This is a genomic window from Massilia sp. X63, from assembly GCF_041023745.1.
GTDB lineage: Bacteria > Pseudomonadota > Gammaproteobacteria > Burkholderiales > Burkholderiaceae_D > Telluria.
The window spans coordinates 336,832-356,474 of the sequence record NZ_JBFTEF010000001.1 but is presented as its reverse complement, the minus strand read 5'-3'; the positions used below and the strand labels follow the sequence as shown (position 1 = coordinate 356,474).

Annotated in this window: 20 protein-coding genes; 9 read left to right on the top strand and 11 right to left on the bottom strand. The window is 68.4% G+C overall.

The window, feature by feature from the left end:
* Positions 1–24: 24 nt before the first annotated feature.
* On the top strand, positions 25–912 hold the full coding sequence (locus tag AB3347_RS01580; protein WP_369090018.1) for an alpha/beta hydrolase: 888 nt from the start codon (positions 25–27) through the stop codon (positions 910–912).
* A 116-nt stretch (positions 913–1,028) separates the two neighbouring features.
* Here AB3347_RS01580 and AB3347_RS01575 read toward each other — a convergent pair whose 3' ends face one another.
* Both AB3347_RS01575 and AB3347_RS01570 read right to left on the bottom strand, forming a co-directional pair.
* On the bottom strand, positions 1,029–2,201 hold the full coding sequence (locus AB3347_RS01575; protein ID WP_369090017.1) for a diguanylate cyclase: 1,173 nt from the start codon (positions 2,199–2,201) through the stop codon (positions 1,029–1,031).
* A gap of 15 nt (positions 2,202–2,216) precedes the next feature.
* Positions 2,217–2,492, bottom strand: coding sequence for a hypothetical protein (locus tag AB3347_RS01570; protein WP_369090016.1), 276 nt, complete (start codon positions 2,490–2,492; stop codon positions 2,217–2,219).
* A gap of 115 nt (positions 2,493–2,607) precedes the next feature.
* On the opposite strand from AB3347_RS01570, the gene AB3347_RS01565 reads away from it, so the two are divergent.
* The 3 genes from AB3347_RS01565 (at position 2,608) to AB3347_RS01555 (ending at position 6,774) form a co-directional block, all read left to right on the top strand.
* Positions 2,608–3,390, top strand: a complete 783-nt coding sequence (locus tag AB3347_RS01565) for a fused MFS/spermidine synthase (protein WP_369090015.1) — start codon at positions 2,608–2,610, stop codon at positions 3,388–3,390.
* Positions 3,391–3,526: 136 nt separating this feature from the next.
* A complete protein-coding gene (locus AB3347_RS01560; protein WP_369090014.1) occupies positions 3,527–6,415 on the top strand; it encodes an EAL domain-containing protein in 2,889 nt (962 codons plus the stop codon).
* Between the two features lie 128 nt (positions 6,416–6,543).
* Positions 6,544–6,774, top strand: coding sequence for a hypothetical protein (locus AB3347_RS01555; RefSeq protein ID WP_369090013.1), 231 nt, complete (start codon positions 6,544–6,546; stop codon positions 6,772–6,774).
* Positions 6,775–6,820: 46 nt separating this feature from the next.
* Here the strand turns inward: AB3347_RS01555 and AB3347_RS01550 are convergent, their stop codons facing one another.
* The 3 genes from AB3347_RS01550 to AB3347_RS01540 form a co-directional block, all read right to left on the bottom strand.
* Positions 6,821–7,198 carry a hypothetical protein gene (locus AB3347_RS01550; protein ID WP_369090012.1) on the bottom strand — a complete coding sequence of 126 codons (378 nt, stop codon included), beginning with the start codon at positions 7,196–7,198 and terminating at the stop codon, positions 6,821–6,823.
* A 60-nt stretch (positions 7,199–7,258) separates the two neighbouring features.
* Positions 7,259–7,390: a hypothetical protein gene (locus AB3347_RS01545; RefSeq protein ID WP_369090011.1), complete on the bottom strand. Its 132-nt coding sequence runs from the start codon at positions 7,388–7,390 to the stop codon at positions 7,259–7,261.
* Between the two features lie 75 nt (positions 7,391–7,465).
* The gene (locus tag AB3347_RS01540) at positions 7,466–9,241 is read right to left on the bottom strand and encodes a polysaccharide deacetylase family protein (protein WP_369090010.1); all 1,776 of its coding nucleotides are present in this window, start codon (positions 9,239–9,241) and stop codon (positions 7,466–7,468) included.
* Positions 9,242–9,476: 235 nt separating this feature from the next.
* Between AB3347_RS01540 and AB3347_RS01535 the strand changes: the two genes are divergently transcribed.
* Positions 9,477–9,677: a hypothetical protein gene (locus AB3347_RS01535; RefSeq protein ID WP_369090009.1), complete on the top strand. Its 201-nt coding sequence runs from the start codon at positions 9,477–9,479 to the stop codon at positions 9,675–9,677.
* 67 nt (positions 9,678–9,744) lie between these two features.
* Here AB3347_RS01535 and AB3347_RS01530 read toward each other — a convergent pair whose 3' ends face one another.
* Entirely contained in the window at positions 9,745–9,939 is a 195-nt protein-coding gene (locus AB3347_RS01530; protein ID WP_369090008.1) for a hypothetical protein, read from the bottom strand.
* 69 nt (positions 9,940–10,008) lie between these two features.
* Positions 10,009–10,194, bottom strand: coding sequence for a hypothetical protein (locus tag AB3347_RS01525; RefSeq protein ID WP_369090007.1), 186 nt, complete (start codon positions 10,192–10,194; stop codon positions 10,009–10,011).
* A gap of 152 nt (positions 10,195–10,346) precedes the next feature.
* Here AB3347_RS01525 and AB3347_RS01520 point away from each other — a divergent pair, with 152 nt between their 5' ends.
* Complete coding sequence (locus tag AB3347_RS01520; protein ID WP_369090006.1) at positions 10,347–11,270, top strand: alpha/beta hydrolase; 924 nt, start codon at positions 10,347–10,349, stop codon at positions 11,268–11,270.
* On the opposite strand, the gene AB3347_RS01515 is transcribed toward AB3347_RS01520, so the two are convergent.
* Complete coding sequence (locus AB3347_RS01515; RefSeq protein WP_369090005.1) at positions 11,267–11,569, bottom strand: 2Fe-2S iron-sulfur cluster-binding protein; 303 nt, start codon at positions 11,567–11,569, stop codon at positions 11,267–11,269. The two genes, AB3347_RS01520 and AB3347_RS01515, sit on opposite strands and share 4 nt — an antisense overlap.
* Positions 11,570–11,695: 126 nt before the next feature.
* Here AB3347_RS01515 and AB3347_RS01510 point away from each other — a divergent pair, with 126 nt between their 5' ends.
* Both AB3347_RS01510 and AB3347_RS01505 read left to right on the top strand, forming a co-directional pair.
* Positions 11,696–12,685: a L,D-transpeptidase family protein gene (locus AB3347_RS01510; protein ID WP_369090004.1), complete on the top strand. Its 990-nt coding sequence runs from the start codon at positions 11,696–11,698 to the stop codon at positions 12,683–12,685.
* A 30-nt stretch (positions 12,686–12,715) separates the two neighbouring features.
* On the top strand, positions 12,716–13,453 hold the full coding sequence (locus AB3347_RS01505; protein WP_369090003.1) for a M23 family metallopeptidase: 738 nt from the start codon (positions 12,716–12,718) through the stop codon (positions 13,451–13,453).
* Here the strand turns inward: AB3347_RS01505 and AB3347_RS01500 are convergent.
* Together AB3347_RS01500 and AB3347_RS01495 are read right to left on the bottom strand one after the other, a co-directional pair.
* Positions 13,447–15,162 carry a M4 family metallopeptidase gene (locus AB3347_RS01500; RefSeq protein WP_369090508.1) on the bottom strand — a complete coding sequence of 572 codons (1,716 nt, stop codon included), beginning with the start codon at positions 15,160–15,162 and terminating at the stop codon, positions 13,447–13,449. The genes AB3347_RS01505 and AB3347_RS01500 overlap by 7 nt on opposite strands.
* 224 nt (positions 15,163–15,386) lie before the next feature.
* The gene (locus tag AB3347_RS01495) at positions 15,387–17,561 is read right to left on the bottom strand and encodes a TonB-dependent receptor (RefSeq protein WP_369090002.1); all 2,175 of its coding nucleotides are present in this window, start codon (positions 17,559–17,561) and stop codon (positions 15,387–15,389) included.
* Positions 17,562–17,674: 113 nt separating this feature from the next.
* On the opposite strand from AB3347_RS01495, the gene AB3347_RS01490 reads away from it, so the two are divergent.
* The gene (locus AB3347_RS01490) at positions 17,675–18,916 is read left to right on the top strand and encodes a PepSY-associated TM helix domain-containing protein (RefSeq protein ID WP_369090001.1); all 1,242 of its coding nucleotides are present in this window, start codon (positions 17,675–17,677) and stop codon (positions 18,914–18,916) included.
* Positions 18,917–18,996: 80 nt separating this feature from the next.
* Here the strand turns inward: AB3347_RS01490 and AB3347_RS01485 are convergent, their stop codons facing one another.
* Positions 18,997–19,641, bottom strand: a complete 645-nt coding sequence (locus AB3347_RS01485; protein WP_369090000.1) for a hypothetical protein — start codon at positions 19,639–19,641, stop codon at positions 18,997–18,999.
* Positions 19,642–19,643 lie beyond the last annotated feature (2 nt).

The following is a 19,643-nucleotide window of genomic DNA, read 5'->3' as shown; positions in this document are numbered from 1 at the left end:
CATGCCAGGGTCGCTGCCGCGAGCATGCGCATCCTGTTCAAGCCCTTGCTGGCCCCCAGGGTACCGCTGCTGTGGCAGCGCCGTATCACGGCGGCGATGATGAGCCTGTTCCCGAAACCATCCGACGTGCATCGCCTCGCGCTCCTCCTCGATGGGATCGAAACGGAACAACTGCTCGCCGCGCGCCAGCCCGACACGGAACAAGGAAGCGCCGTCCTTTACTGGCATGGAGGTGGCTATGCAATGGGCTCGCCGGCGACGCATCGCAGTCTGACGATGCGCCTGGCTGCGCAAACTGGCCTGCCAGTGATCGTGCCGCGCTACCGGCTGGCGCCCGAGCATCCGTATCCGGCGCAACTCGATGATGCGCTACGCTGCCTGGATGCGCTGGAGCGAGATGGCTCGTATCCCGATGGGCTGTTTTTTGCGGGAGACTCGGCAGGCGGCAACTTGGCCCTGACACTGGCCCTGTATTGCAAGGACCACGGGCGCACCGCGCCCCGGGGCCTGGTGCTCATATCGCCGTGGGTCGATGTCCTTGCTACATATGATGACAGGAATCGTCAGGACGCGTTGCTCAGCGCGGCCTGGATCCATCAGTTGCAGGATGCATTCGTACCAAAGCCTTTGCGCGCGACTGCATTTGTCTCTGCTGCACAAGCGCCCCTGCGTGGCATGCCGCCAACACTGCTTCAGTTTGCATCGGATGAATTGCTCGCGCCGGAAATACGCGCGCTAGGGAACCGAATGCGCAGCGCGGGGGTAGCGGTGACGGTCGATGAAGCACCGGGCTTGTGGCACGACTATCAATTACACGCGGGCCTGGTGCCGGAGGCCAATCGGGCCATCGAGCGCATCGCCGCGTTTGTAAAGGGACTCGATGGCCCCGGCACAGCGCCGGCCGGCCCTTGATCGACGCAGTCCGCTTGCTGCTGTTTGCAGACCCACATGGCTGACGGCAGCGCACGCAAATTCCCAAAACGGGAGCCGGAAACACCAAGCCGGACCGGAAATGCTTCCTCCTTCCTTTACACCTCGACCGGCACCGCCACACCCTGGCTCACCCGGTTGCGCCCGGCCTCCTTGGCCGCGCGCAGGGCGTCGTCGGCGCGCTGGAACAGGGTCACGGTGCTGTCCTCGGGGCGGATCACGGTGACGCCGAAGCTGGCCGTCATGGCGATCATCGCGCGCTCGCTCTTGACCGGCGAGCTGGCGATCGCCGCCCGGATGCGCTCGGCCACCAGGATAGCTTCGTCGAGATTGGTGCGCGGCAGCAGGATCGCGAACTCGACGCCCACCAGGCGTCCCACCAGGTCGGAATCGCGCAGCTGGCGCTTGCACAGCTCGACCACGTGGCGCAGCACGGTGTCGCCGGCCGGGTGGCCATAGGCGTCGTTGACGCGCTTGAACTGGTCGAGGTCGAGCACCACCAAAGCGGTGGGCAGGCCGGGGCGGCGCGCCAGCGCCATCCAGGGCGCCAGGGCGTTGAAGAAGCCGCGCCGGTTGGGCACGTCGGTGAGCGGGTCCACCACCTCGAGGCGGGCCAGCTCGCGCGCGGCGCGCTCGCGGCCAAGCAGCAGCATGCCGAAGGCGTTGGCCAGCATCAGGAGGTAGAGCGCGGCGCTGGACAGCTGGCGCAGCAGCTCGCTCGAGAGCCAGCGCCAGCCGCCCGGCAGCAGCAGTACCGACAGGCCGCGCGCGGCCACCACCAGCGCCAGCGCAGCGGTGACCAGGGCCAGGAAGCGCTGCAGCAGGCTGGCCTGGCGCCAGCCGGCGGCCAGCGCCGCGGCGACGTTCAGGTACAGGGCGCCCAGCAGCAGCGAGGCGGCCAGGCTGCGCAGGCCCTGCTCGTCGATCAGGTAGCAGACGAAGAAGGCCAGCACCGCCAGCCCGCCGGCCAGCAGCGTGGGACGGCGCCAGCCGTCGCGGCCGGCTTCCTGCCAGGCGGCCCCGGCTTCGACAGCCACGCCGGCCAGCAGCAAGGCATAGCCGCCCGGCAGCGCCAGCGTTTCGGGCACCACGCCCGCCCCGCCCAGCGCCAGCAGGGTCCAGGCGCCGGCCTGCACCTGCTTCGACAGCGCCCAGGCGCCGAACGCGGCAGGCCGTGCCGGTCCGTGGTCGAAGAAGGTCAGCAGCGCGCACAGGGCCAGGTTGCCCAGGGCCAGCACCAGCACCATCGTGGTCGCGTCCAGGTTCGTCATGTGTCCGGTCCTGCCTCAGTATTCGTGTTCGACCATGGTGGTGCCGTCGCCGACCTTGCTGGCCCAGGCGCGGCTGAAATAATCCTGTTCCTCGGCGCTGGGCGGGGCGTGCCAGAGCACGATCAGGGTGCCCTTGTGGTCGTGCAGCTGGGTCAGCTTGTCGACGAAACCGGCATTGCCGGCGCTGTCGGCCAGGGCCATCGCATAGCCGTACACGCGCTGCAGGCGCTCGAGTCGGTCGGGCTCGGTCTGGGCGTTGGTGGCGGTGATCGAAGGATGGTCCAGGAACATGGGGGCTGTCCTATTGTTCGGATGGTCAGCTTATCAGAAAGCGATGCCGCAGAACAAGCCACGCAGGACTGGCCATGCTGCCACCCGGGGCCGGCGGCTCCACTATACTGGCGCCATGCCTGCGCCCGAGCTCCCGCCTACTTCTTCGACGCCGCCTGCGCCGATCGTCTCCACCCGGGGCGACCGCCGCACGCTCGAGTTCACCCCCGGCGACATCCAGAGCGAGATGCGGCTGTCGCGCCCGGGCGCGCTGGTGTTGTCCTATGCGCGCGCCATGATGTGCTTCGCCCTGCTGGCGCCGCGCCCGCGCCACATCGTCATGGTCGGCCTGGGCGGCGGTTCGCTGGCCAAGTTCTGCCACCGCTACTTTCCCCGGGCCCGCATCACCGTGCTGGAGGTGCGCGCCGACGTGATCGCACTGCGCGACCAGTTCCAGGTGCCGCCGGACGATGCCCGGCTGCGGGTGCTGCACTGCGATGCGGCGGCATGGCTGGCGCACACGGACGCTGCGGTGGCCGACGTGTTGCTGGTGGACGGCTTCGATGCCGCCGGACTGCCCCCTGCCCTGTCGAGCGCGGCATTCTATGCGCATTGCCGGCGCGCACTGCGGCCCGGGGGCGTGCTGGTCGCCAACATCTTCACCTACGATCCCGACTATGTGTCGGCGGTGCAACGCCTGCAGGCAGCCTTCGACGGCGCGGTCTGTTGGCTGGCCGGCATCGCCGGCAACAACCAGATCCTGTTCGCCCAGCGTGCGCCGCCCGCCGGCGCCGCCCCCGGCCACAGCCTGCGTTGCCTGCACTTCCTGCGCGATCGGCTGGGCAATCGCGGCCTCGGCGCGGCTTCGCTCAACCGCCTGCTGGCGCGCGTCGTGGTTGCCTGGCTGTCAAAACGCTAGCGCCAGCCGGTGTGCGCACGCGGCCCGGGCGGGGCGCCTGCGCGACATTTAATTTGCCGAATCGTCGCTGGATGTGACAAACTTGCCGTATTAATGCCTGCTGGCAAGTCTTGCTCACGAATATTCTGGAACTTCGATGCCGCTTCGCCTGCCCCTGTCGCTGACTCTCGCGGCGGCCCTCACGCTCGGGGGCGGCCTGGCCGCGTCCGGCGCCCTGTTCCTGGGGGTCAGCCACCTCGAGTACGACAACATGGCGCTCGAATTCGCCCAGCGCGCCGACGAGCGCGTGGCGGCGGTACGCCAGGGCATCGACCAGGCGGTCGAAGTGCTGACCGTGACCAACCAGCTGTTCGCGCGCGGCGAGCCGGTCGGCCGCGAGCAGTTCCACGATTTCACCGCGGCCCTGCTGGAGCGCCACCGCTACATCCAAGCCTTCAATTTCCATCGCAGCGTGCCGGGCGAGCAGCGCGCCGCGGTCGAACGCGAGCTGCAGCGCGTCCGCCCGGGCACGGTGTTCACCGAACTGACCCCGCAAGGCCTGGTGACGGCGCCGCAGCGCGCCCGCTACCACATCGTCGATTTCATCGAACCGATGGCCGGCAACGAACGCGCCTTCGGCCTGAACGCCTCCGAGAACGCCCAGGTGATGGGCGCCCTGTCGCTGGCCCGCGCCGACGGCCGCGCCGCCGCCACCGACCTGTTCCAGCTGGCCCAGGACGACGCCCGGCAGCCGAGCTTCGAACTGATCATGCCGGTGCTCGACCGCCAGGGCATGCTGGCCGGCGACACCGCAGTGGTGATCCGCGGCCCCGAGCTGGTGCGCGCCGCGTTGGCCAACACCGGCCTGCTCGATCCGCGCGACGTCCCGGCCGAGATCTTCGTCTCGGTCTACGCCGGCGACCGCGCCGGACACGAAAACCTGATGTTTTCCACCGGCGACACCGCCAAGCCCGCCGACAGCTGGCTGGCCGACTTCATGTCGCCCGGCCATACCGGCTACAGCAGCACGCTGCTGCGCATCGCCGGCAAGTCCTGGCGCGTCGAGGTGGCGAGCGCGCCGCGCCCCTTCCTGCAGGACCACATGGCCTCGAGCGCGCTGCTGGTGGGCGGCATCCTGATGACCCTGCTGGGCACCGCCTTCGTGCAGGCGTCGGGACAGCGTGCGCGCAAGGTACAGCAACTGGTGCGCCAACGCACCGCCGACCTGCGCCGCACCAACCGCCGGCTGGTCGAGGACATGGCTGCGCGCGAACGCGCCGAACGCGCCCTGCAGCAGAGCGAACAGCGCTTCCGCCAGCTGGTGTCGATGTCTTCGGACTGGTACTGGGAGCAGGACTGCGAGCTGCGCTTCACCATGGTCACCGGGGGCTTCACCGAGAAGGCCGGCGTCGCGGTGGAGACGGTGCTCGGCAAGACCCGCTGGGAATACGTGCCCGATTTACTCGAGACCGAGGCCGGGCGCGCCCACATCGCCCAGGTCAAGGCCCACGAACCTTTCGCCAACCTCGAATACAAGGTGCTTGACGAACACGGCGACACCCGCTGGTTCTGCGTCAACGGTCAGCCGGTGTTCGACGACCAGGGCGCGCTGCTGGGCTATCGCGGCACCGGCAGCGACATCACCGAGCGCAAGCTCACCGAGCAGCGCGTGCACCACGTGGCCCAGCACGACGTGCTGACCGGCCTGCCCAACCGCTCGCTGCTGCAGGACCGCCTCGGCCAGGCGATCGCCTACGCCAATCGCAGCGGCCACCCGATGTGGGTGATGCTGATCGACCTCGACCGCTTCAAGTTCGTCAACGACTCGATGGGCCACAAGGCCGGCGACGTGCTCCTGATGACTGTGGCAGCGCGCCTGACCGGCTCGCTGCGCGACACCGATACCGTGGCCCGCCTGTCGGGCGACGAATTCGTGGTGATCCTGTCCGAACACCACGACGAGTCCCTGCGTCCCGAGATCGTGCAGCGGGTGATGGATTCGGTGGCCCAGCCGGTCATGCTCGGCACCAAGGAGTTCTTCGTCACCTGCTCGATCGGGGTGGCGGTGTACCCGAGCGAGGGCACGCCGGCCGACAGCCTGATCGAGCACGCCGACATTGCGATGTACAGCGCCAAGAAGATGGGCCGCAACAACTTCCAGTTCTATACCCCGGCCATGAACGAGGAGTCGCTGGAACGCGTGCGCATCGAAGGCGCGCTGCGCAACGCCCTCGAGCGCAACGAATTCGTGCTGCACTACCAGCCGCAGGTGGACCTGAAGACCGGCCAGATCGTCGGCATGGAAGCCCTGCTGCGCTGGCGCCATCCGGAACTGGGCATGGTGCCGCCGGGACGCTTCATCGGCATCGCCGAAGAGACCGGCCTGATCGTCCAGATCGGCGCGTGGGTGATGCGCACCGCCTGCGCCCAGAACAAGGCCTGGCAGGATGCCGGCCTGGGCCGGCTGCGGGTGGCGGTCAACCTGTCGGCGCGCCAGTTCGGCGCGCCGGACCTGATCGCCGGCCTGGAATCGGTGCTGCGCGATACCATGCTCGACCCGGACTGCCTCGAGATCGAGCTGACCGAAAGCCTGTTCATGAGCGACGTGACGCCGGCGGTGGAGCTGCTGCACCGCATGAAGTCGCTGGGCGTGAACCTGTCGATCGACGACTTCGGCACCGGCTACTCGAGCCTGTCCTACCTGTCGCGCTTCCCGATCGACGTGCTGAAGATCGACCGCTCCTTCGTGGCCGACATCACCCACGACGCCAACGACGCCGCCATCGTCACCTCGATCATCGCCCTGGCGCACAATCTGAAGCTGGCGGTGATCGCGGAAGGCGTCGAGACGCTCGAGCAGCTCGACTACCTGCGCAGCCATGGCTGCGACGAAATGCAGGGCTATTTCTTCAGCAAGCCGCTGGCGGCCGAGGACTTCGAGCAGCTGCTGGTGCAGCGGCGCGCCTTGCCACCGGCACGCCATCACGGCAGCGAAACAGCGGCGGACACGGTGGTGGACGGAGTAGCGGAGACGGTTCCGGCTTGATCCTGCGCAAATTTCTAGCGCATCAACAGATAAAGTGCCGGGAAGCTATTTATTTGTGGCTTTTTCAACATTGTTAGCCTTAAAATAGCCGTGTCTCTTTTGCAACCCCGGACATACGGATATGGATGATGATGAACGATAGCGGTGAGCTGGCTACCCTGGCCGGCAGCGCCGGCGACGCCGGCAGCGTCCGGCGGCAGCGCAACGACATCCGCACGCGCGACCTGATCAACCAGGCGGTGGCGTCGATTCCCACGCTCGGACTGCAGCGCGCAGCGGAATTCCTGGCGACGATGAACGTGCCGGCGGAAGTCGCCGTGCGGGTGCTGGTGTACCCGAACCGCCGCCGCGCCAACTAGGGCCCGGCCCGGGCCGGGCGGCGGCGATCGCCTTCAAGGCAGCGCTTCAGCGGCGCTGCTGCTGTTGCTGGCGCGTGATGTCGTCCAGGGTCTCGCGGCCCTTGTCGGTCAGGGCATAGCCGCCCTCTTCGCGCGGCGCGATGTGCGACTTGAGGCTCAGGAAGCGGCCCACGTCGCTGTCGACCGGCGCCTGCGGGTCGTCCGCCAGCGCCGCCAGGGTTTTCACGCAGCGGCGCAGGAACAGCACCTGCTGCCCTTTTTCGGTCAGCACGATACGCCCGTCGCGGGTGGTTTCCATCATCTTGAGTCCCGAGAGACGCTTGGCATTGCGTCCCACGCAGGCACCCGCGGTGTCGCGCTTGACGCCGCGGCGTACCAGTTCGAGGGCGTCGTATTCGTCCGTCGTCAGTTGTTCGTTTTTCATTCCTACTTTCATTCAGCCAGGGCGCGCCATGGTACCCGGCGCGCCGGCCGACGGCAAGCCTCAGCGCAGCGCGCGCAGCGCCAGCCAGCCAAGACCGGCCGCCAGCCCGAGCGCCAGCGCCAGCTGGACCCGGCGCGCGAGATGGAGCGGGCCGCGGCCCAGCTGGATCGTGTCGTACAAGGTGTGGCCCATGTTTTCCTCCCGGTCAAGTGTCGGCTCTCATTATAGGTAAGCCAGCATGACGGCGGCATGACATGGATCGGGCCGCTACGGCATGGCGCGCGGAAGGTCGGCGCTGAACTGCTCGAGGGTCAGCACGTCGACCAGCCTGGCGTCGACCTTGGTCCGCAGGTAGGCGCAGAGCATCTCCAGCTTGCTCACGGTGTTGGGGCCGACCCCGTGGTGGTAGGAACAGCCGCAGGCGCCCAGGTGCAGGGTCGTGTCGACGTAATTCCTGATCTGTTCCGGCGACGGCGTCTCCCCGGCGTCGGTCTGGACGCTGTCGGGGTGGGCAAGCCAGCCGCCCGGCTGGTCGAGCACCTGGCTCAAGCCGCCTCCGGTCGGCCGTCCAAACGAGAACGTCTGGCCGTGGAAGGACGAGGCGCCACGGACCCACTTGATGCCCGAACGGATGCACGCCGACCGCACGTAGCGGTCGGCACTGCCTTGCGGGAGGGCGAAATAGTTCGCTCCGGTAGCGATCCCGATGCGCGCCAGGCCGGCGACGCCTGCCATGATGTCCGCATGGATGGCGCTGTCGTCGTTGGCCGATCCCGGATAGCGATAGTTGGCCAGGCCGTTCCAGCTGGCGGCGGCCGCTACCGTATTCGCCAGGCTTCCCTGGTCGGTGGCGAAACTGGCGCTGGTCTCGCTTGGGATATCTTGGCAGTAATACACGGCGCCGACCGAAAAACCCGGCGGGGCTGCGTCGGTGAAGCTGATCGGCATGTTGACCAGCAAGCGATGCGGGTTCTCGAATTCCAGGACTGCGCTCCCGCCGCTCGCGCGGGCCACGCGCCGCCGATGCCCGGCGCCGAGCTCCCAGAAGCGCACGTAGGCCGGCGGCAGCATGTCGACCGGGTTGCTGAGGAAATAGCCGTAGGGGCCGAGCAGGCGCAGGCCCGCATTGTCGCCGCTCGACGGATGGGTGTTCGAATGCGAACCGATGGTCCAGCCCTCGGCGCGCATCGCCAGCACATCGTCGACCGACAGGAAGCTGTTGCGGGTCTTGCCATACCCGTAGACGCCCGAGCTGCCGAGCCAGGACGGCACGATGAACAGCGTGCCCTTGAAGCCGTAGCGCTCGACGACCTGCTGTCCGCTCGGCACCGAGGCGGACGGCGGATGCCGCTGCGACGCCAGGCCGTCGTCGAAGGTGATCAGGAAGGACGGCCGGTAGGCCAGGTCGACGTATACCGGACCGAACAAGAGATAGTCGCCGGCCTGCCAGGGTCCTTCGGACATGTCGTCCTGCTGCGTGACCCGCACCGCGGCGGGCGCATCCACGCCGAACTGCCACCCCATCGGCAACTGCTGGGTCGGCGACATGGTCAGGAATGCCCAGTCGTCGGACGGGTCGACGGCGCAATGCCAGCGCAGCTCGTGCGCTCCCCCGGCGCTCGCGATGGCAAACGTGAAGTCGAGTGTGCGCCCTTGCGGGTTGCGCGCCCAGATGCCCACCGTGAACCCCGGGCTCGTGCCTTTCGGGATCATGCCGGCCACCTCGGCCAGGACCGCTTGCTGCGCGAGCGATCCGGGCACGCCCGGGGTCATCCGCAAGACCGAGGGCGAAGGCGACCGTTCGGCGGCGCCGGCCGCGACGACCCCGGCGCCGGTGGCGACCTGCGGCTGGGTCCACTCGAGGATTTTCGTTCCGTAGACGCGCGGGGCGGTGTCCGGCGGCGGAACGCCGGGCCCGGGCGGCACCGAGCCGGTGTCGGGGAGGCCGCGGCCGCCGCCATCGCCACTGCCTCCGCCACCGCCGCACGCCGGCAGGCAGGCCACGGCTGCGCCCAGGATCAGGACTTCTCTCCGTGTCACCATCGCTAACCCCTCGCTGAGCTCGCCCGCAGGTCCCTGAACCCTATGCCGGGCGTGTAGAGCACGCATGTGCAAATCGTCAGACAGCGGCGATGAGGATACACATCGAGCAGTCGCGGAGTTTGCGCGGGGCCAAAAGCGCAACCATCACAGGCAGCTAGCTGCCCGCTAGCGCGCGCCAATGCCGGAATCGCCCTGCTAGGATCATCCGACATCCACAACCGCATTGGAGTACAGCATGAACGACCCTACCCGCAAGGTCGACCCCGCAGCGAAAGGGGGCCACGCCTATCACGAAGCCGATATCGGCAGCGGCGAGAAATCGCCCGGCGAACTCGAAACCGAGGAAATGATCCGCGAGATTCCACCACTGCCGCCGTCGGGCGGCAAACCGGCAGGCGGCAAACCGGCGGACGATGCCGGCCAGTCGGGGGCTTGATTCGGCAGACGCCGGTTGAAGGCCTGCCCGGCTTGCCGGGCAGGCGTTGGAGAACGCCCCGCGCCGCTCAGGCGGCGCGGATCGGCGCTTGCGGGAAGCGCGGCTCCTCGACCGGCGCATTCGCCGGGTCCGGCACGTCGTCCGGCACTGGCGGGCGCGGATCTGGCGTCGGCTTCGGATCCGGCTGGTCCGGCTCCGGGGTACTGTGGGCGTGCACGGGCGGGGGACCGTGCAGCTTGTTCACTTCTGCGAGCATGGTCATGGTCGGCCTCTCGGGTGGGATGTGCTCCGGGAGCGTCGACACGGCGGGCAGGACCCGCCGTGCCCTGGTTCAGCGCTGATGTTTCTGCTTGGCGCCGCCACCGGCGCCCTCGCCCTTGCCGGCCTTGACGTCCGACATGTGATCGTGGCTGCTCTTCTGCGTATTCTGGCCGGCGCGCTGCTTGGCCAGGTCTTCCTCGGACAGGTGGTCCGACTGCTTGTTGGCCTGGCTACCGCCAGATTTCGATTGGGTCATACATTCCTCCTTGTTGACGTGGTTGCATGCAGGTGCAGCCTAGCATGGATGCCAAGGCCGGGATTTTCAATCGTGCGCGGCCGGCCGGCACAAGGCTGGCCGGGACCGGTCATCCTCGGTATAGTGACTGCTCAACTATTTCCTGGCCCACCATGAAGCGCATTTGCCCGCATCTTCGTCCACATTTCCGTCCGCTCCTGCTGGCCGCCCTGTTCGCAGGCGGCATCCACGCCGCATCCGCCGCCACGCCCATGAAGCTGGCCGACTACCTGGCCCTGGTCGGCCCGGCGCCGACCGCGCGCATTCCCTATGGCGAGGCGCCCTCGCAGTACGCGGAACTGTTCCTGCCGCCCGGCAGCGGTCCCTTCCCGGTGGCGGTGCTGGTGCATGGCGGCTGCTGGACCAGCAATTTCGGCGGCATCGCCCAGCTGCGCAACATGGCCGGGGCGCTGGCGGCGCGCGGGATCGCGGTCTGGAACGTGGAGTACCGGCGCACCGACGAAGCCGGCGGCGGCTATCCCGGCACCTACCAGGACATGCATGCGGCGCTCGATCTGCTGGCGGCCCAGGCCGGGCGCTACCCGCTCGACCTGGAACGCCTGGTCGCGGTCGGCCACTCGGCCGGCGGCCAGCTGGTGCAATGGATGGCCGGGCGCGCGCGCATCCCGGCCGCCAGTCCGCTGCATCGCGCGCAGACCCTGAAGGTGCCGGCAGTGGTGAGCCTGGGTGGCCTGGCCGACCTGCGCAATGAAGCGGCCCTGATCAAGTCGAGCTGCGGGCGCGACAGCGCCGAGCTGGCCGGCGTGCCGGGTCCGGGCCGGCCGGACGTGTTCGTGGATACCAATGCGGCCGAACTCCTGCCCAACGGCAGCCGCACCTGGCTCGTCACTGGCGAACTCGACACGATCTCGCCGCCGCGCGTGGCCCGGGACTACGCGGCGCGGGCGCGCAAGGCGGGCGACCATGCCGAGGTGGTGATCCTGCCGGGCGCCAGCCATTACGATGAAGTGGCCGCCAGCTCGCCTGCCTGGCCGCAGGTGCTGGCGACCATCGAGCGGGCGCTGGGCCGGCCCTAGTCTTCGCTCCAGGCGATGCGGCGCGCCAGCGGCGCCTCGATCTCGAGCGCGCCGCGCGCCACCGCCACGCAGGGCAGGATCCAGCCTTCGCGCTTTTCGTCGAAGGACAGGCCCGGCCACTCGATCAGGTGGGCCGCGGCGCCGCTGCGCACCCGACACATGCAGGTACGGCAGGTGCCGTTGCGGCAGGAACTGGGCAGCTCGATGCCGGCGGCCTCGGCGGCATGGAGGATGCTGGTGTCGCCGTCCGCCTCGAAGGCGAGGCCGGCGGGCTGGAGCACGATGGTATGGCGGGTCATGCGGGCGATTGTAACGCCCTTGCGGCATGGCGCCGGCCCAGGCGCTTGAGTTCGTTCTCGCACAGACCCGCGACCGCCCCAAGCCTACTCTGAGGTTTCCAAAAGCAAGCATTGCAGGAAACTAAAATGAGTAAATTGCACACCATCCCCCTCCTGGCCGCCCTGATCGGCGCCCTTCCCCTGGCCCAGGCGCAGCAGGCCGGCGCCCCCGAGGCCGCACACGCCCCCGCCCAAGCCGGCGCTCCGGTCGACCCGGCCACGGCCAGGAAGGCCCAGTTCGAACGCAACCTGCGCGCCCAGGTCCTGCTCGACCGCGCCAACCTCTCGCCCGGCGAAATCGACGGCGCCTACGGGTCCAACATGCGCCAGGCCCTGAGCACCTTCCAGACACTGCGCAAGCTGCCGGTGACCGGCAAGCTGGACGATGCCACCTGGAACGCCCTGAACGCCGACAACAGCCCGCACCTGGTCACCTATACCCTGGTCGAAGCCGACGTGGCCGGTCCGTTCCGCCCGGTGCCGAGCGACATGATGGACAAGGCCAAGCTCCCCGAGCTCGGCTACGAGAACGTGCTCGAAGGCCTGGGCGAGAAATTCCACGCCAAGCCGGCCATGCTGCAGGCCCTGAACCCGGGCAAGGACTTCGGCCGCGCGGGCGAGCAGGTCGTGGTCCCGAACGTGCACGGCAAGCAGCCGCTGCCGAAGGCGGCGAAAGTCGTGGTCAAGGAAGGCCCCAAGGTGCTGCAGCTGTTCGACGCCGGCGGGGCCCTGCTCGCCCAGTATCCGGTCTCGACCGGCAGCGCCAACGATCCGCTGCCGGTCGGCAGCTGGAAGATCGAAGGCGTGCACGCCAACCCGACCTACCACTACAACCCGAAGCTGTTCTGGGACGCCGAACCGGGCGACAAGAAGGCCAAGGTCGCGCCGGGCCCGAACAACCCGGTCGGCGTGGTCTGGATCGACCTGTCCAAGCCGCACTACGGCATCCACGGCACCCCGGTGCCGGGCCACGTCGGCAAGACCGAGTCGCACGGCTGCATCCGCCTGACCAACTGGAGCGCCGCCGAGGTGGCGGGCGCGGTCAGCGCCGGGCTCGAGGTCGTGCTGGAGAGCTGACAACCCAATTGAAACCCGGAGGAGGATGACATGAGATGGCTGATGAGCTTCGTGCTCGGCGTGCTGGTCGGCGCCGGCGGACTGTTCGTTCTGTTGCGCGCCGTGCCGGACGAGCCGGCGCCCGTGGTGGCCACGGCCCCGCCGCCGGCCACCGGAGTGCCGGCCACCGGAGTGCCGGCCACCCAGATCGATCCGCAGTTGCCGGGGCCGCCGGTCGTGCAGGCCGACCTGAGCGACGTCGACCTGCCGCTGCGTCCTTCCTCGGAGATGGCGGCCAGCAGTGCGCAGGCCCCGGCCGACGCCGTCGCGACCGCCGTCCACGGCAAGCTCATGGTGCCGGTGCAGGGCATGAAGCTCGCCAGCCTGAGCGACACCTATGACCAGCCGCGCGGCAAGCAGCGCCAGCACGAAGCGCTCGACATCATGGCGCCCAAGGGCACCCCGGTGCTGGCCGCGGCCGACGGCAAGGTGGCCAAGCTGTTCACCAGCAAGCCGGGCGGCACCACCCTGTACCAGTTCGACCCGAGCGAGAAGTACGCTTATTACTACGCGCACCTGGACCGCTACGCCGACGGCGTCAAGGAAGGCATGGCGATCAAGCGCGGCGACGTGATCGGCTATGTGGGGGTGAGCGGCAACTCCGACCCGAACGCCCCGCACCTGCACTTCGCCGTGTTCGAGCTCACGCCCGAGAAGCTGTGGTGGAAAGGGACGCCGATCAATCCCTTCCCGCTGCTGAGCGACCAGCAGACCGTCGCGGCTCAGTAAGGCGAGGCCACCGCGCCCGGCTCGTCCACGTCGGCGCCGACGTTGATGGCGGCATAGGCGCGCTGCACCGCCACCGACTCGCGGCTGGCCTTGCCGTACAGCTCCTCGGCGGCCTCGATCATCCTGGCGCGCGCATCGGCATAGTTGGTACTGGAAGTGAACTTGGTGGTGTTCGCATGGAACCAGATGCGGAAGGCCTTGTCGGTGCCGATGCCGGTCATGGCTTTCGGCTGCTTCACCAGGTACTTGCTGTAGTAGTCCCCCGCGCTGTCGTCGCGCGAGCCGCGCGCCAGGAAGTAGAACATGCGGTTGTTCGGACCGCTGCTGTAGTGCACGTCGAGGCGGCGCAGCGAGGTGCTCCAGGCGTCCGGGCTGCTGCCGTCCTTGCTGGGACGGTACATCCAGCGCAGCGGCGTGGCGTTCTTGCTGATCTCGGTCCCCAGCTGCCAGTCGTTGCCCTCTTCCGGGAACTTGTCGCCCTTGCCGCCGGCGCGCGCATAGGCTTCCACCACCTCGCCGGCAATGTCCGAGCTCGATTCGTTCAGCCCGCCCGATTCGCCCGAATAGATCAGGTTCGAGGTCGCGGCGGTGATGCCGTGCCCCATCTCGTGGCCGACCACGTCGATCGCCCCCAGGCTGGTGAAATAGGTGCCGTCGCCGATGAACATGCACTTGCAGGTATCGCTGTAGTAGGCGTTGTCGTAGCCGCGGTTGACGTGGGCGGCGATATAGGTGGCGGTGTCCTTGCCGTCCAGCGCGAGCCAGCCCAGCACGTTCTTGTGCGCGTCGTAGGTGTTCATCAGGCCCCACATGGCGTTCACGGCCGCGGTCTGGCCGTTCACGCCCGTGGTGCTCGAGCCCTCGACGAACTGCTTGCCGTCGCCCCAGAGGTTGGCGGCGTTGGTGTAGACCTTGCCGGCGCTGCTGCCGTTGTTGGCGTTGGTGATCGCCATCGCGCCGAAGGTCCCGCCCTTGCCGCGCTCGGGATCGAGCATCCGGTACATGCCGTCGGAAAGCGTGGTGCTGATCGGGACTTCGCCGTTGTACTGGCTTTTTCCCACGCCGACCACGGTCTGCAGCATGTTCCACTGGTCGAGCACGGCGGCGTCGCGCGCGCTGATCACCGTGTCGTAATAGATCGGCTGGTCGCCCAGGCGCATGCGGGTGCGCACCAGCCAGGCCAGTTCGTAGCGCTCGACCACGTCCTGCACGTCGACCGCGTTGAGCTCGCCTTCTTCCTTGGCGCCGGCGCCGACCACGCGCTGCGTGCGCATCACGGGATAGATCAGCAGCTCGGCGCTCGGCTTCACCACGTGCACCGCGTTCTGGCCCAGGGTCGGCGCCAGCGAGGCCAGCGCCGCCGCGATGGCCGCCTTGCTGTTGACCTGCGGCTGGACGCTGAAGCTCGCGGTCAGGGCGCCCAGGCGGTTCGCGCTGCCGGTGCCCAGGTGCTGGCGGCGCTCCGACGCCGACTCGGACAGCACCTTGGCCGACTTGTCGAGCACCACCACCGAGTCGGAACCGAATACCCGCAGGCCCTTCCAGGTATGGGCCGCGCGCAGGATCTGGGTGCCGTTGGCGCCCGGATGCTGCGAGGTGATGCGGTAGCTATGGTCGGCGTCCAGGCCCTTGGCCTGGCGCTGCGCCATCAGCTGGGCCAGCACCGAGGACTTGGCCGTGGCGCTCAAGTTGGTGGGTGCGCTCATCATCGGCGCCGCAAGCATGGATTGCGGCGACAGCAGCAAGGCGGCGCCGAGCAGCGCTGCCGGGAAGGTGGTGTGCGTTCTCAATCTCGTCTCCAATCGCGGAAACGCGGCCCCGGTTGGGCCGCCCATCGGACAGTTTGGACGAGCTCGGCAGAAAGGATTTGCTTGAGCGCAATTTTGGTGCAGGCGGCAGGCACCGTGTCGCCTGCCGCCACATCAGGCTGCGCTCAGAAGCTGCGGTTCCAGCTCAGCGCCAGCGTGCGGCCGCGGCCGGCATAAGTGGCGTTGACATCCACGCTCGAGGCCGACTGCGAGTAATAACCCACGTAGTACTTGTCGAACAGGTTCTCGAGGCTCAGGCCGAAGCGTCCGTAGGCGGTGTCCCAGGTGGCGGCGGCATCGACCAGGGTGTAGCCCTTGAAGTGCTCTTCCAGGTTGCTGGTGCCGACCCGGCGGCCGATATTGATGTCGCGGTCGCGCAGGTGGGTGGCCTGCAGGCGCAGCTGGGCCTGGGGCTGGAAGCTCCAGTTGGCGCCCAGCACGGCCTTGTCCGGGCCCTGCGAGCGGGCGCCGAGGTCGAGGTCCATCGGCGCGCCCTGGGTGGCCGCGGTCTTGCCGTCGAGGGTGGCCCAGGTGCCGAACACGGTCCAGTCCTTGTTGGGGCGCCATTCGGCATTCGCTTCCCAGCCCTTGACCGTGGTCGGCACGCGCTCGACCAGGCCGATGCCGGCCGAGGTGATGCGGATCACGCTGCCGAGCTTGGAGCGCGAATCGTAGCGCGACAGGCCGAACTGGCCATGTTTGCCGCGCCAGTTGACGCCGACCTCGTTGTTGCGGGTGATGATGGGCTGCAGGCTGATCAGGCTCGACACCGACTGGTTCGGCACCGCCACGCCGCGCAGCACCAGGCCGGCGTCCGGCAGGCCGAAGCCTTCCGAGCTGCCGACGAAGGCCGACCAGCCCGGGGCGAAGCGCCACACTGCGCCGACGTTCTTGACGGCTTTCGAGAACTCGGCGGAACCGCCTTCCACCCGGCGGCTGCCGTAGGCGGCCAGGGTGGTATAGGTGTCGACGTCCAGCTTGGCGTCTTCGTAGCGCACCCCGCCGCGCACGGTCACCGGACCGAATTCGTATTCGAGCTGGGCGAAGGGCGCCAGCGAACGGAACTTCAGTTCCGGCACCCAGGTGCGGCCGGTACCGGCCAGGCGCTGCTGCGGGTTGTCCTGCAGCCAGTCGAGGCCGGCCGTCAATTCCAGTCCCTGCACCAGGACGTCCGGACGCACCCAGGTGATGCGCGCACCGCGCTTGTCGGTCACCACCTGCGACTGGTCCCACAGGGTGCCGCGCGGGGCGATCGCCACGTCCTGGAAGGTGGAGGTATTGGTGGCGCCGTACAGGGCCGAGAACTCGTGGCCGAACAGCTGCACGGTCAGGCTGCCGCCCGCCAGGTCGTGGTGGCGGTAATCGAGGCTGGCGCTGCGCACCTTGTTACGCGGCGGCATGCCGATCGGCGTGCCGGGGGTGGAGCTGGTCGGCACGCCCTGGGCCAGCACGCCCGGCACGCTGCGGTAGTCGCCGTCACCGGCCAGGTCGAAGCGGTTCAGGGTGAGCTGCAGGCGCTGGTCGCCGAAGGACTTGCCGATCTTGAGGAACAGGTCGTTGCCGTGCGAATCCATGGTGTCGCCCTGCACCGCGTCCACGCCCATGCGGCGGCCGCTGCCGTCGTAGCCGATGCCGCGGCGCTGCACGCTGGCGAAGGCCAGCAGGTCGAAGCCGCCCGATTTATGGCTCACCGTCAGGCCGGTCTTCCAGTCCAGGCTGTCGGATTCGAACTGGCTCGAGAAGCGCGTGTTGACGGTGTAGCTGGTGCCTTCCTTGCGCGGGGTCCTGGTGATGTAGTTGATGATGCCGCCGGTGGCGCCCATGCCCTGCATGGCCGAGGCGCCGTTGATCACCTCGATGCGCTCGATGATGGCGCTGTCGGCAAAGTAGCCTTCGCGCATGCCGGCGCGCAGCGGGTTCGATTGCGGGATGCCGTCGAACAGGATCAACGGCTGGCGCCCGCGCAGCGATTCGCCGGTGGAAGTCATCTTCTGGCGGCTCGGCGCATAGCCCGGCACATAGGTGGCCAGCGCCTGCGAGGGATCGTCGGCGATCAGGTATTGGGTGGCGAGTTCCTGCTGGGTGATCACCGAGACCGCGCCCGGGATCTTGTCGACCGCCTTGGCGGTGCGGGTGGCGGTGACGACCACCGAGGCGAGTTCCTGTTCCTTCTCTTGTGCGGCCTGCTGGGTCGCCTGCTGTTCCTGGGCGGCGGCGTGGGACATGGCCATCAGCATGCAGGCGGCAGCGACGGCGGCGGGGAGGGTCTTCAGCGGCTTGATCGACTTGTTCTTGTTCATGACGTGGAATTCGCTTATGGATTCTTTACTCAGCAGGAATTCTTGAATGATAATCGTTATCATGTAAGGACGCAAGATCGAGAATCATTCTCATTTCGGTTATCATTTAGTGCATGAAACCGCTCATCCGTACCCTCCATCTCTGGGCCGGCCTGATCTTCGGCACCATTCTGGTCCTGCAGGGCCTGACCGGAACCGTCATCGGCTGGCGCCACGAGCTCGACGCCTGGCTGAATCCTGGCCTGCTGCAGGTGGCGCCGCCCGCCGGCGCCCAGGCCGGCGCCGAGGCGCGGCCCGCCCCTGCCCAGGCGGCGGCGGTCGTCGCGCGCCTGGCCGGCGATCCGGCCTACGGACGGCCCGACACCCTGTTCCTGCCCGAAGTGCACGGGGACGTGTACGTGGCCTGGTACCGGCCGGAAAAGCCGGACGCCAGCTGGACCCAGGGCGTGACGCGCCAGGTGATGGTCGACCCGGCCAGCCTGGCGGTGCTGGGCGAGCGCAACTGGGGCGAGGCAGGCCTGGCGCGGCCGCTCCTGATGCCGACCCTGTTCCACCTGCACCGCTACCTGATGGCGGGCGAAGCGGGCAAGCTGGTGATCGCGGTGCAGGGCGTCGCCCTGCTGCTGCTCACATTAACGGGCATCGTGGTATGGTGGCCGAAGCTGACCGTGTCGGCGTTCTGGCACGCGATCACGGTGCGGCGCGGCGGCAACTGGCCGAAATTCAGCTTCCAGCTGCATCGCGCGGCCGGATTCTATGTCGCGCCGGTGCTGCTGGTGATCGCCTTCTCGGGCGTGTATTTCAACGCGCCGGACTGGGTGACGCCGGCCATCCGCGCCGTCGCCCCGCTGGCGAAGAACGACAAGGTGACCAACGCCAGTGCGAAGGAGGCGCCGCGCATCGATGCCGGCGCGGCCATGGCGGCGGCCCAGGCGCGCTATCCCGCGGGCCGGGTGTCGCGCATCGGCCTGCCGGCCAAGCTGGAGCAGCCCTACGAAGTGCGGGTGCGCCAGCCGGGAGAACTGCGCCACGGCGCGGGCGCGACCCGGGTCAGCGTGGACGCCGGCAGCGGCGCGGTGCTGCGCACGATCGACCCGCTGGCCGCGCGCGGCGGCGACTGGTTCGTCAGCACCCTGTATCCCTTGCATACCGGCGAAGCCTTCGGGATGGCCGGCCGCATCCTGATCAGCGTGGTGGGCGTGACGCCCCTGCTCTTCTTCGTCACCGGCCTGGTGGTCTGGACCAAGTTCCGCCGCAAGCCGGCCAAGCGCAAGGCGCCGGGCGGCAAGGCTGCAAGGCAAGCCGCGCCCGTTGCGGCCTTCGCGGCCGAACAGGCGCCGGTGCTGAACGACTAAGACAAGCAGCGACGAACAGCGACGAGCAGCGGGCGCAACGCGCCCTGCGGCCCGCTGCGCCCGGGAACGCTTCTTCAGCGCTAGTAACGCTCGCCGTAACGGTCGCCCTGGTAGCGCTCGTCCTCGTAGCGCACTTCCTCGCGGTCGCGGCGCTTCATCAGGTACACGGCCGTGCCCACCACGGCGGCGGTAATCGCCACCTTCTTCGCCAGCCCGGCCGGGTTGTGCTTCATCTCGGCCTTGATGCCCATCTCGCCCAGCACGTTCGGGACATGGCCGTGCGCCAGGTCTTCCACCACGCCTTCCACCATGTTGACGCGGTCGGCCAGCAGCAGGAGCAGCCAGTGGCGCACGTCGTTCTCGCTGGCCTTGAAGGCGAGGCGGCGGATCATGCCCGAAATGCCCGAGGGCGGCTGCACGGTGCCGAACACCTGCGTAATCCCCGGACGCTCGCTCGACACGAGAATTTCCACCTTCTCCTGTTGCTGGGGCGGGTCGCCTGCGGGCTGGTTGATGAAGCGCGGCGGCGTGCGTTCCATCGGCACCCCGGGGCGGTTCTTGCGGTCGAGGTCGGCGCCCCAGCCCTGGATGTGCTGCAGCTCCTGGCGCGAGGGGCGGCGCGGAGCGACGTGGCCCTGGCCGGGGTGCTGCTGCAGGTGGCCGTGCTCATGCTCGTGCGCGTGGCCATGGTGCTTGTGTTCAGTCATGTCGTTGCGTGATTCCATGG

Coding starts and splice junctions, on each gene's coding strand:
- AB3347_RS01580 (WP_369090018.1), top strand. CDS start 25: ATGCGCATCCTGTTCAAGCCCTTGCTGGCCCCCAGGGTACCGCTGCTG.
- AB3347_RS01575 (WP_369090017.1), bottom strand. CDS start 2,201: ATGACGAACCTGGACGCGACCACGATGGTGCTGGTGCTGGCCCTGGGC.
- AB3347_RS01570 (WP_369090016.1), bottom strand. CDS start 2,492: ATGTTCCTGGACCATCCTTCGATCACCGCCACCAACGCCCAGACCGAG.
- AB3347_RS01565 (WP_369090015.1), top strand. CDS start 2,608: ATGCCTGCGCCCGAGCTCCCGCCTACTTCTTCGACGCCGCCTGCGCCG.
- AB3347_RS01560 (WP_369090014.1), top strand. CDS start 3,527: ATGCCGCTTCGCCTGCCCCTGTCGCTGACTCTCGCGGCGGCCCTCACG.
- AB3347_RS01555 (WP_369090013.1), top strand. CDS start 6,544: ATGATGAACGATAGCGGTGAGCTGGCTACCCTGGCCGGCAGCGCCGGC.
- AB3347_RS01550 (WP_369090012.1), bottom strand. CDS start 7,198: ATGAAAAACGAACAACTGACGACGGACGAATACGACGCCCTCGAACTG.
- AB3347_RS01545 (WP_369090011.1), bottom strand. CDS start 7,390: ATGGGCCACACCTTGTACGACACGATCCAGCTGGGCCGCGGCCCGCTC.
- AB3347_RS01540 (WP_369090010.1), bottom strand. CDS start 9,241: ATGGTGACACGGAGAGAAGTCCTGATCCTGGGCGCAGCCGTGGCCTGC.
- AB3347_RS01535 (WP_369090009.1), top strand. CDS start 9,477: ATGAACGACCCTACCCGCAAGGTCGACCCCGCAGCGAAAGGGGGCCAC.
- AB3347_RS01530 (WP_369090008.1), bottom strand. CDS start 9,939: ATGACCATGCTCGCAGAAGTGAACAAGCTGCACGGTCCCCCGCCCGTG.
- AB3347_RS01525 (WP_369090007.1), bottom strand. CDS start 10,194: ATGACCCAATCGAAATCTGGCGGTAGCCAGGCCAACAAGCAGTCGGAC.
- AB3347_RS01520 (WP_369090006.1), top strand. CDS start 10,347: ATGAAGCGCATTTGCCCGCATCTTCGTCCACATTTCCGTCCGCTCCTG.
- AB3347_RS01515 (WP_369090005.1), bottom strand. CDS start 11,569: ATGACCCGCCATACCATCGTGCTCCAGCCCGCCGGCCTCGCCTTCGAG.
- AB3347_RS01510 (WP_369090004.1), top strand. CDS start 11,696: ATGAGTAAATTGCACACCATCCCCCTCCTGGCCGCCCTGATCGGCGCC.
- AB3347_RS01505 (WP_369090003.1), top strand. CDS start 12,716: ATGAGATGGCTGATGAGCTTCGTGCTCGGCGTGCTGGTCGGCGCCGGC.
- AB3347_RS01500 (WP_369090508.1), bottom strand. CDS start 15,162: ATGATGAGCGCACCCACCAACTTGAGCGCCACGGCCAAGTCCTCGGTG.
- AB3347_RS01495 (WP_369090002.1), bottom strand. CDS start 17,561: ATGAACAAGAACAAGTCGATCAAGCCGCTGAAGACCCTCCCCGCCGCC.
- AB3347_RS01490 (WP_369090001.1), top strand. CDS start 17,675: ATGAAACCGCTCATCCGTACCCTCCATCTCTGGGCCGGCCTGATCTTC.
- AB3347_RS01485 (WP_369090000.1), bottom strand. CDS start 19,641: ATGGAATCACGCAACGACATGACTGAACACAAGCACCATGGCCACGCG.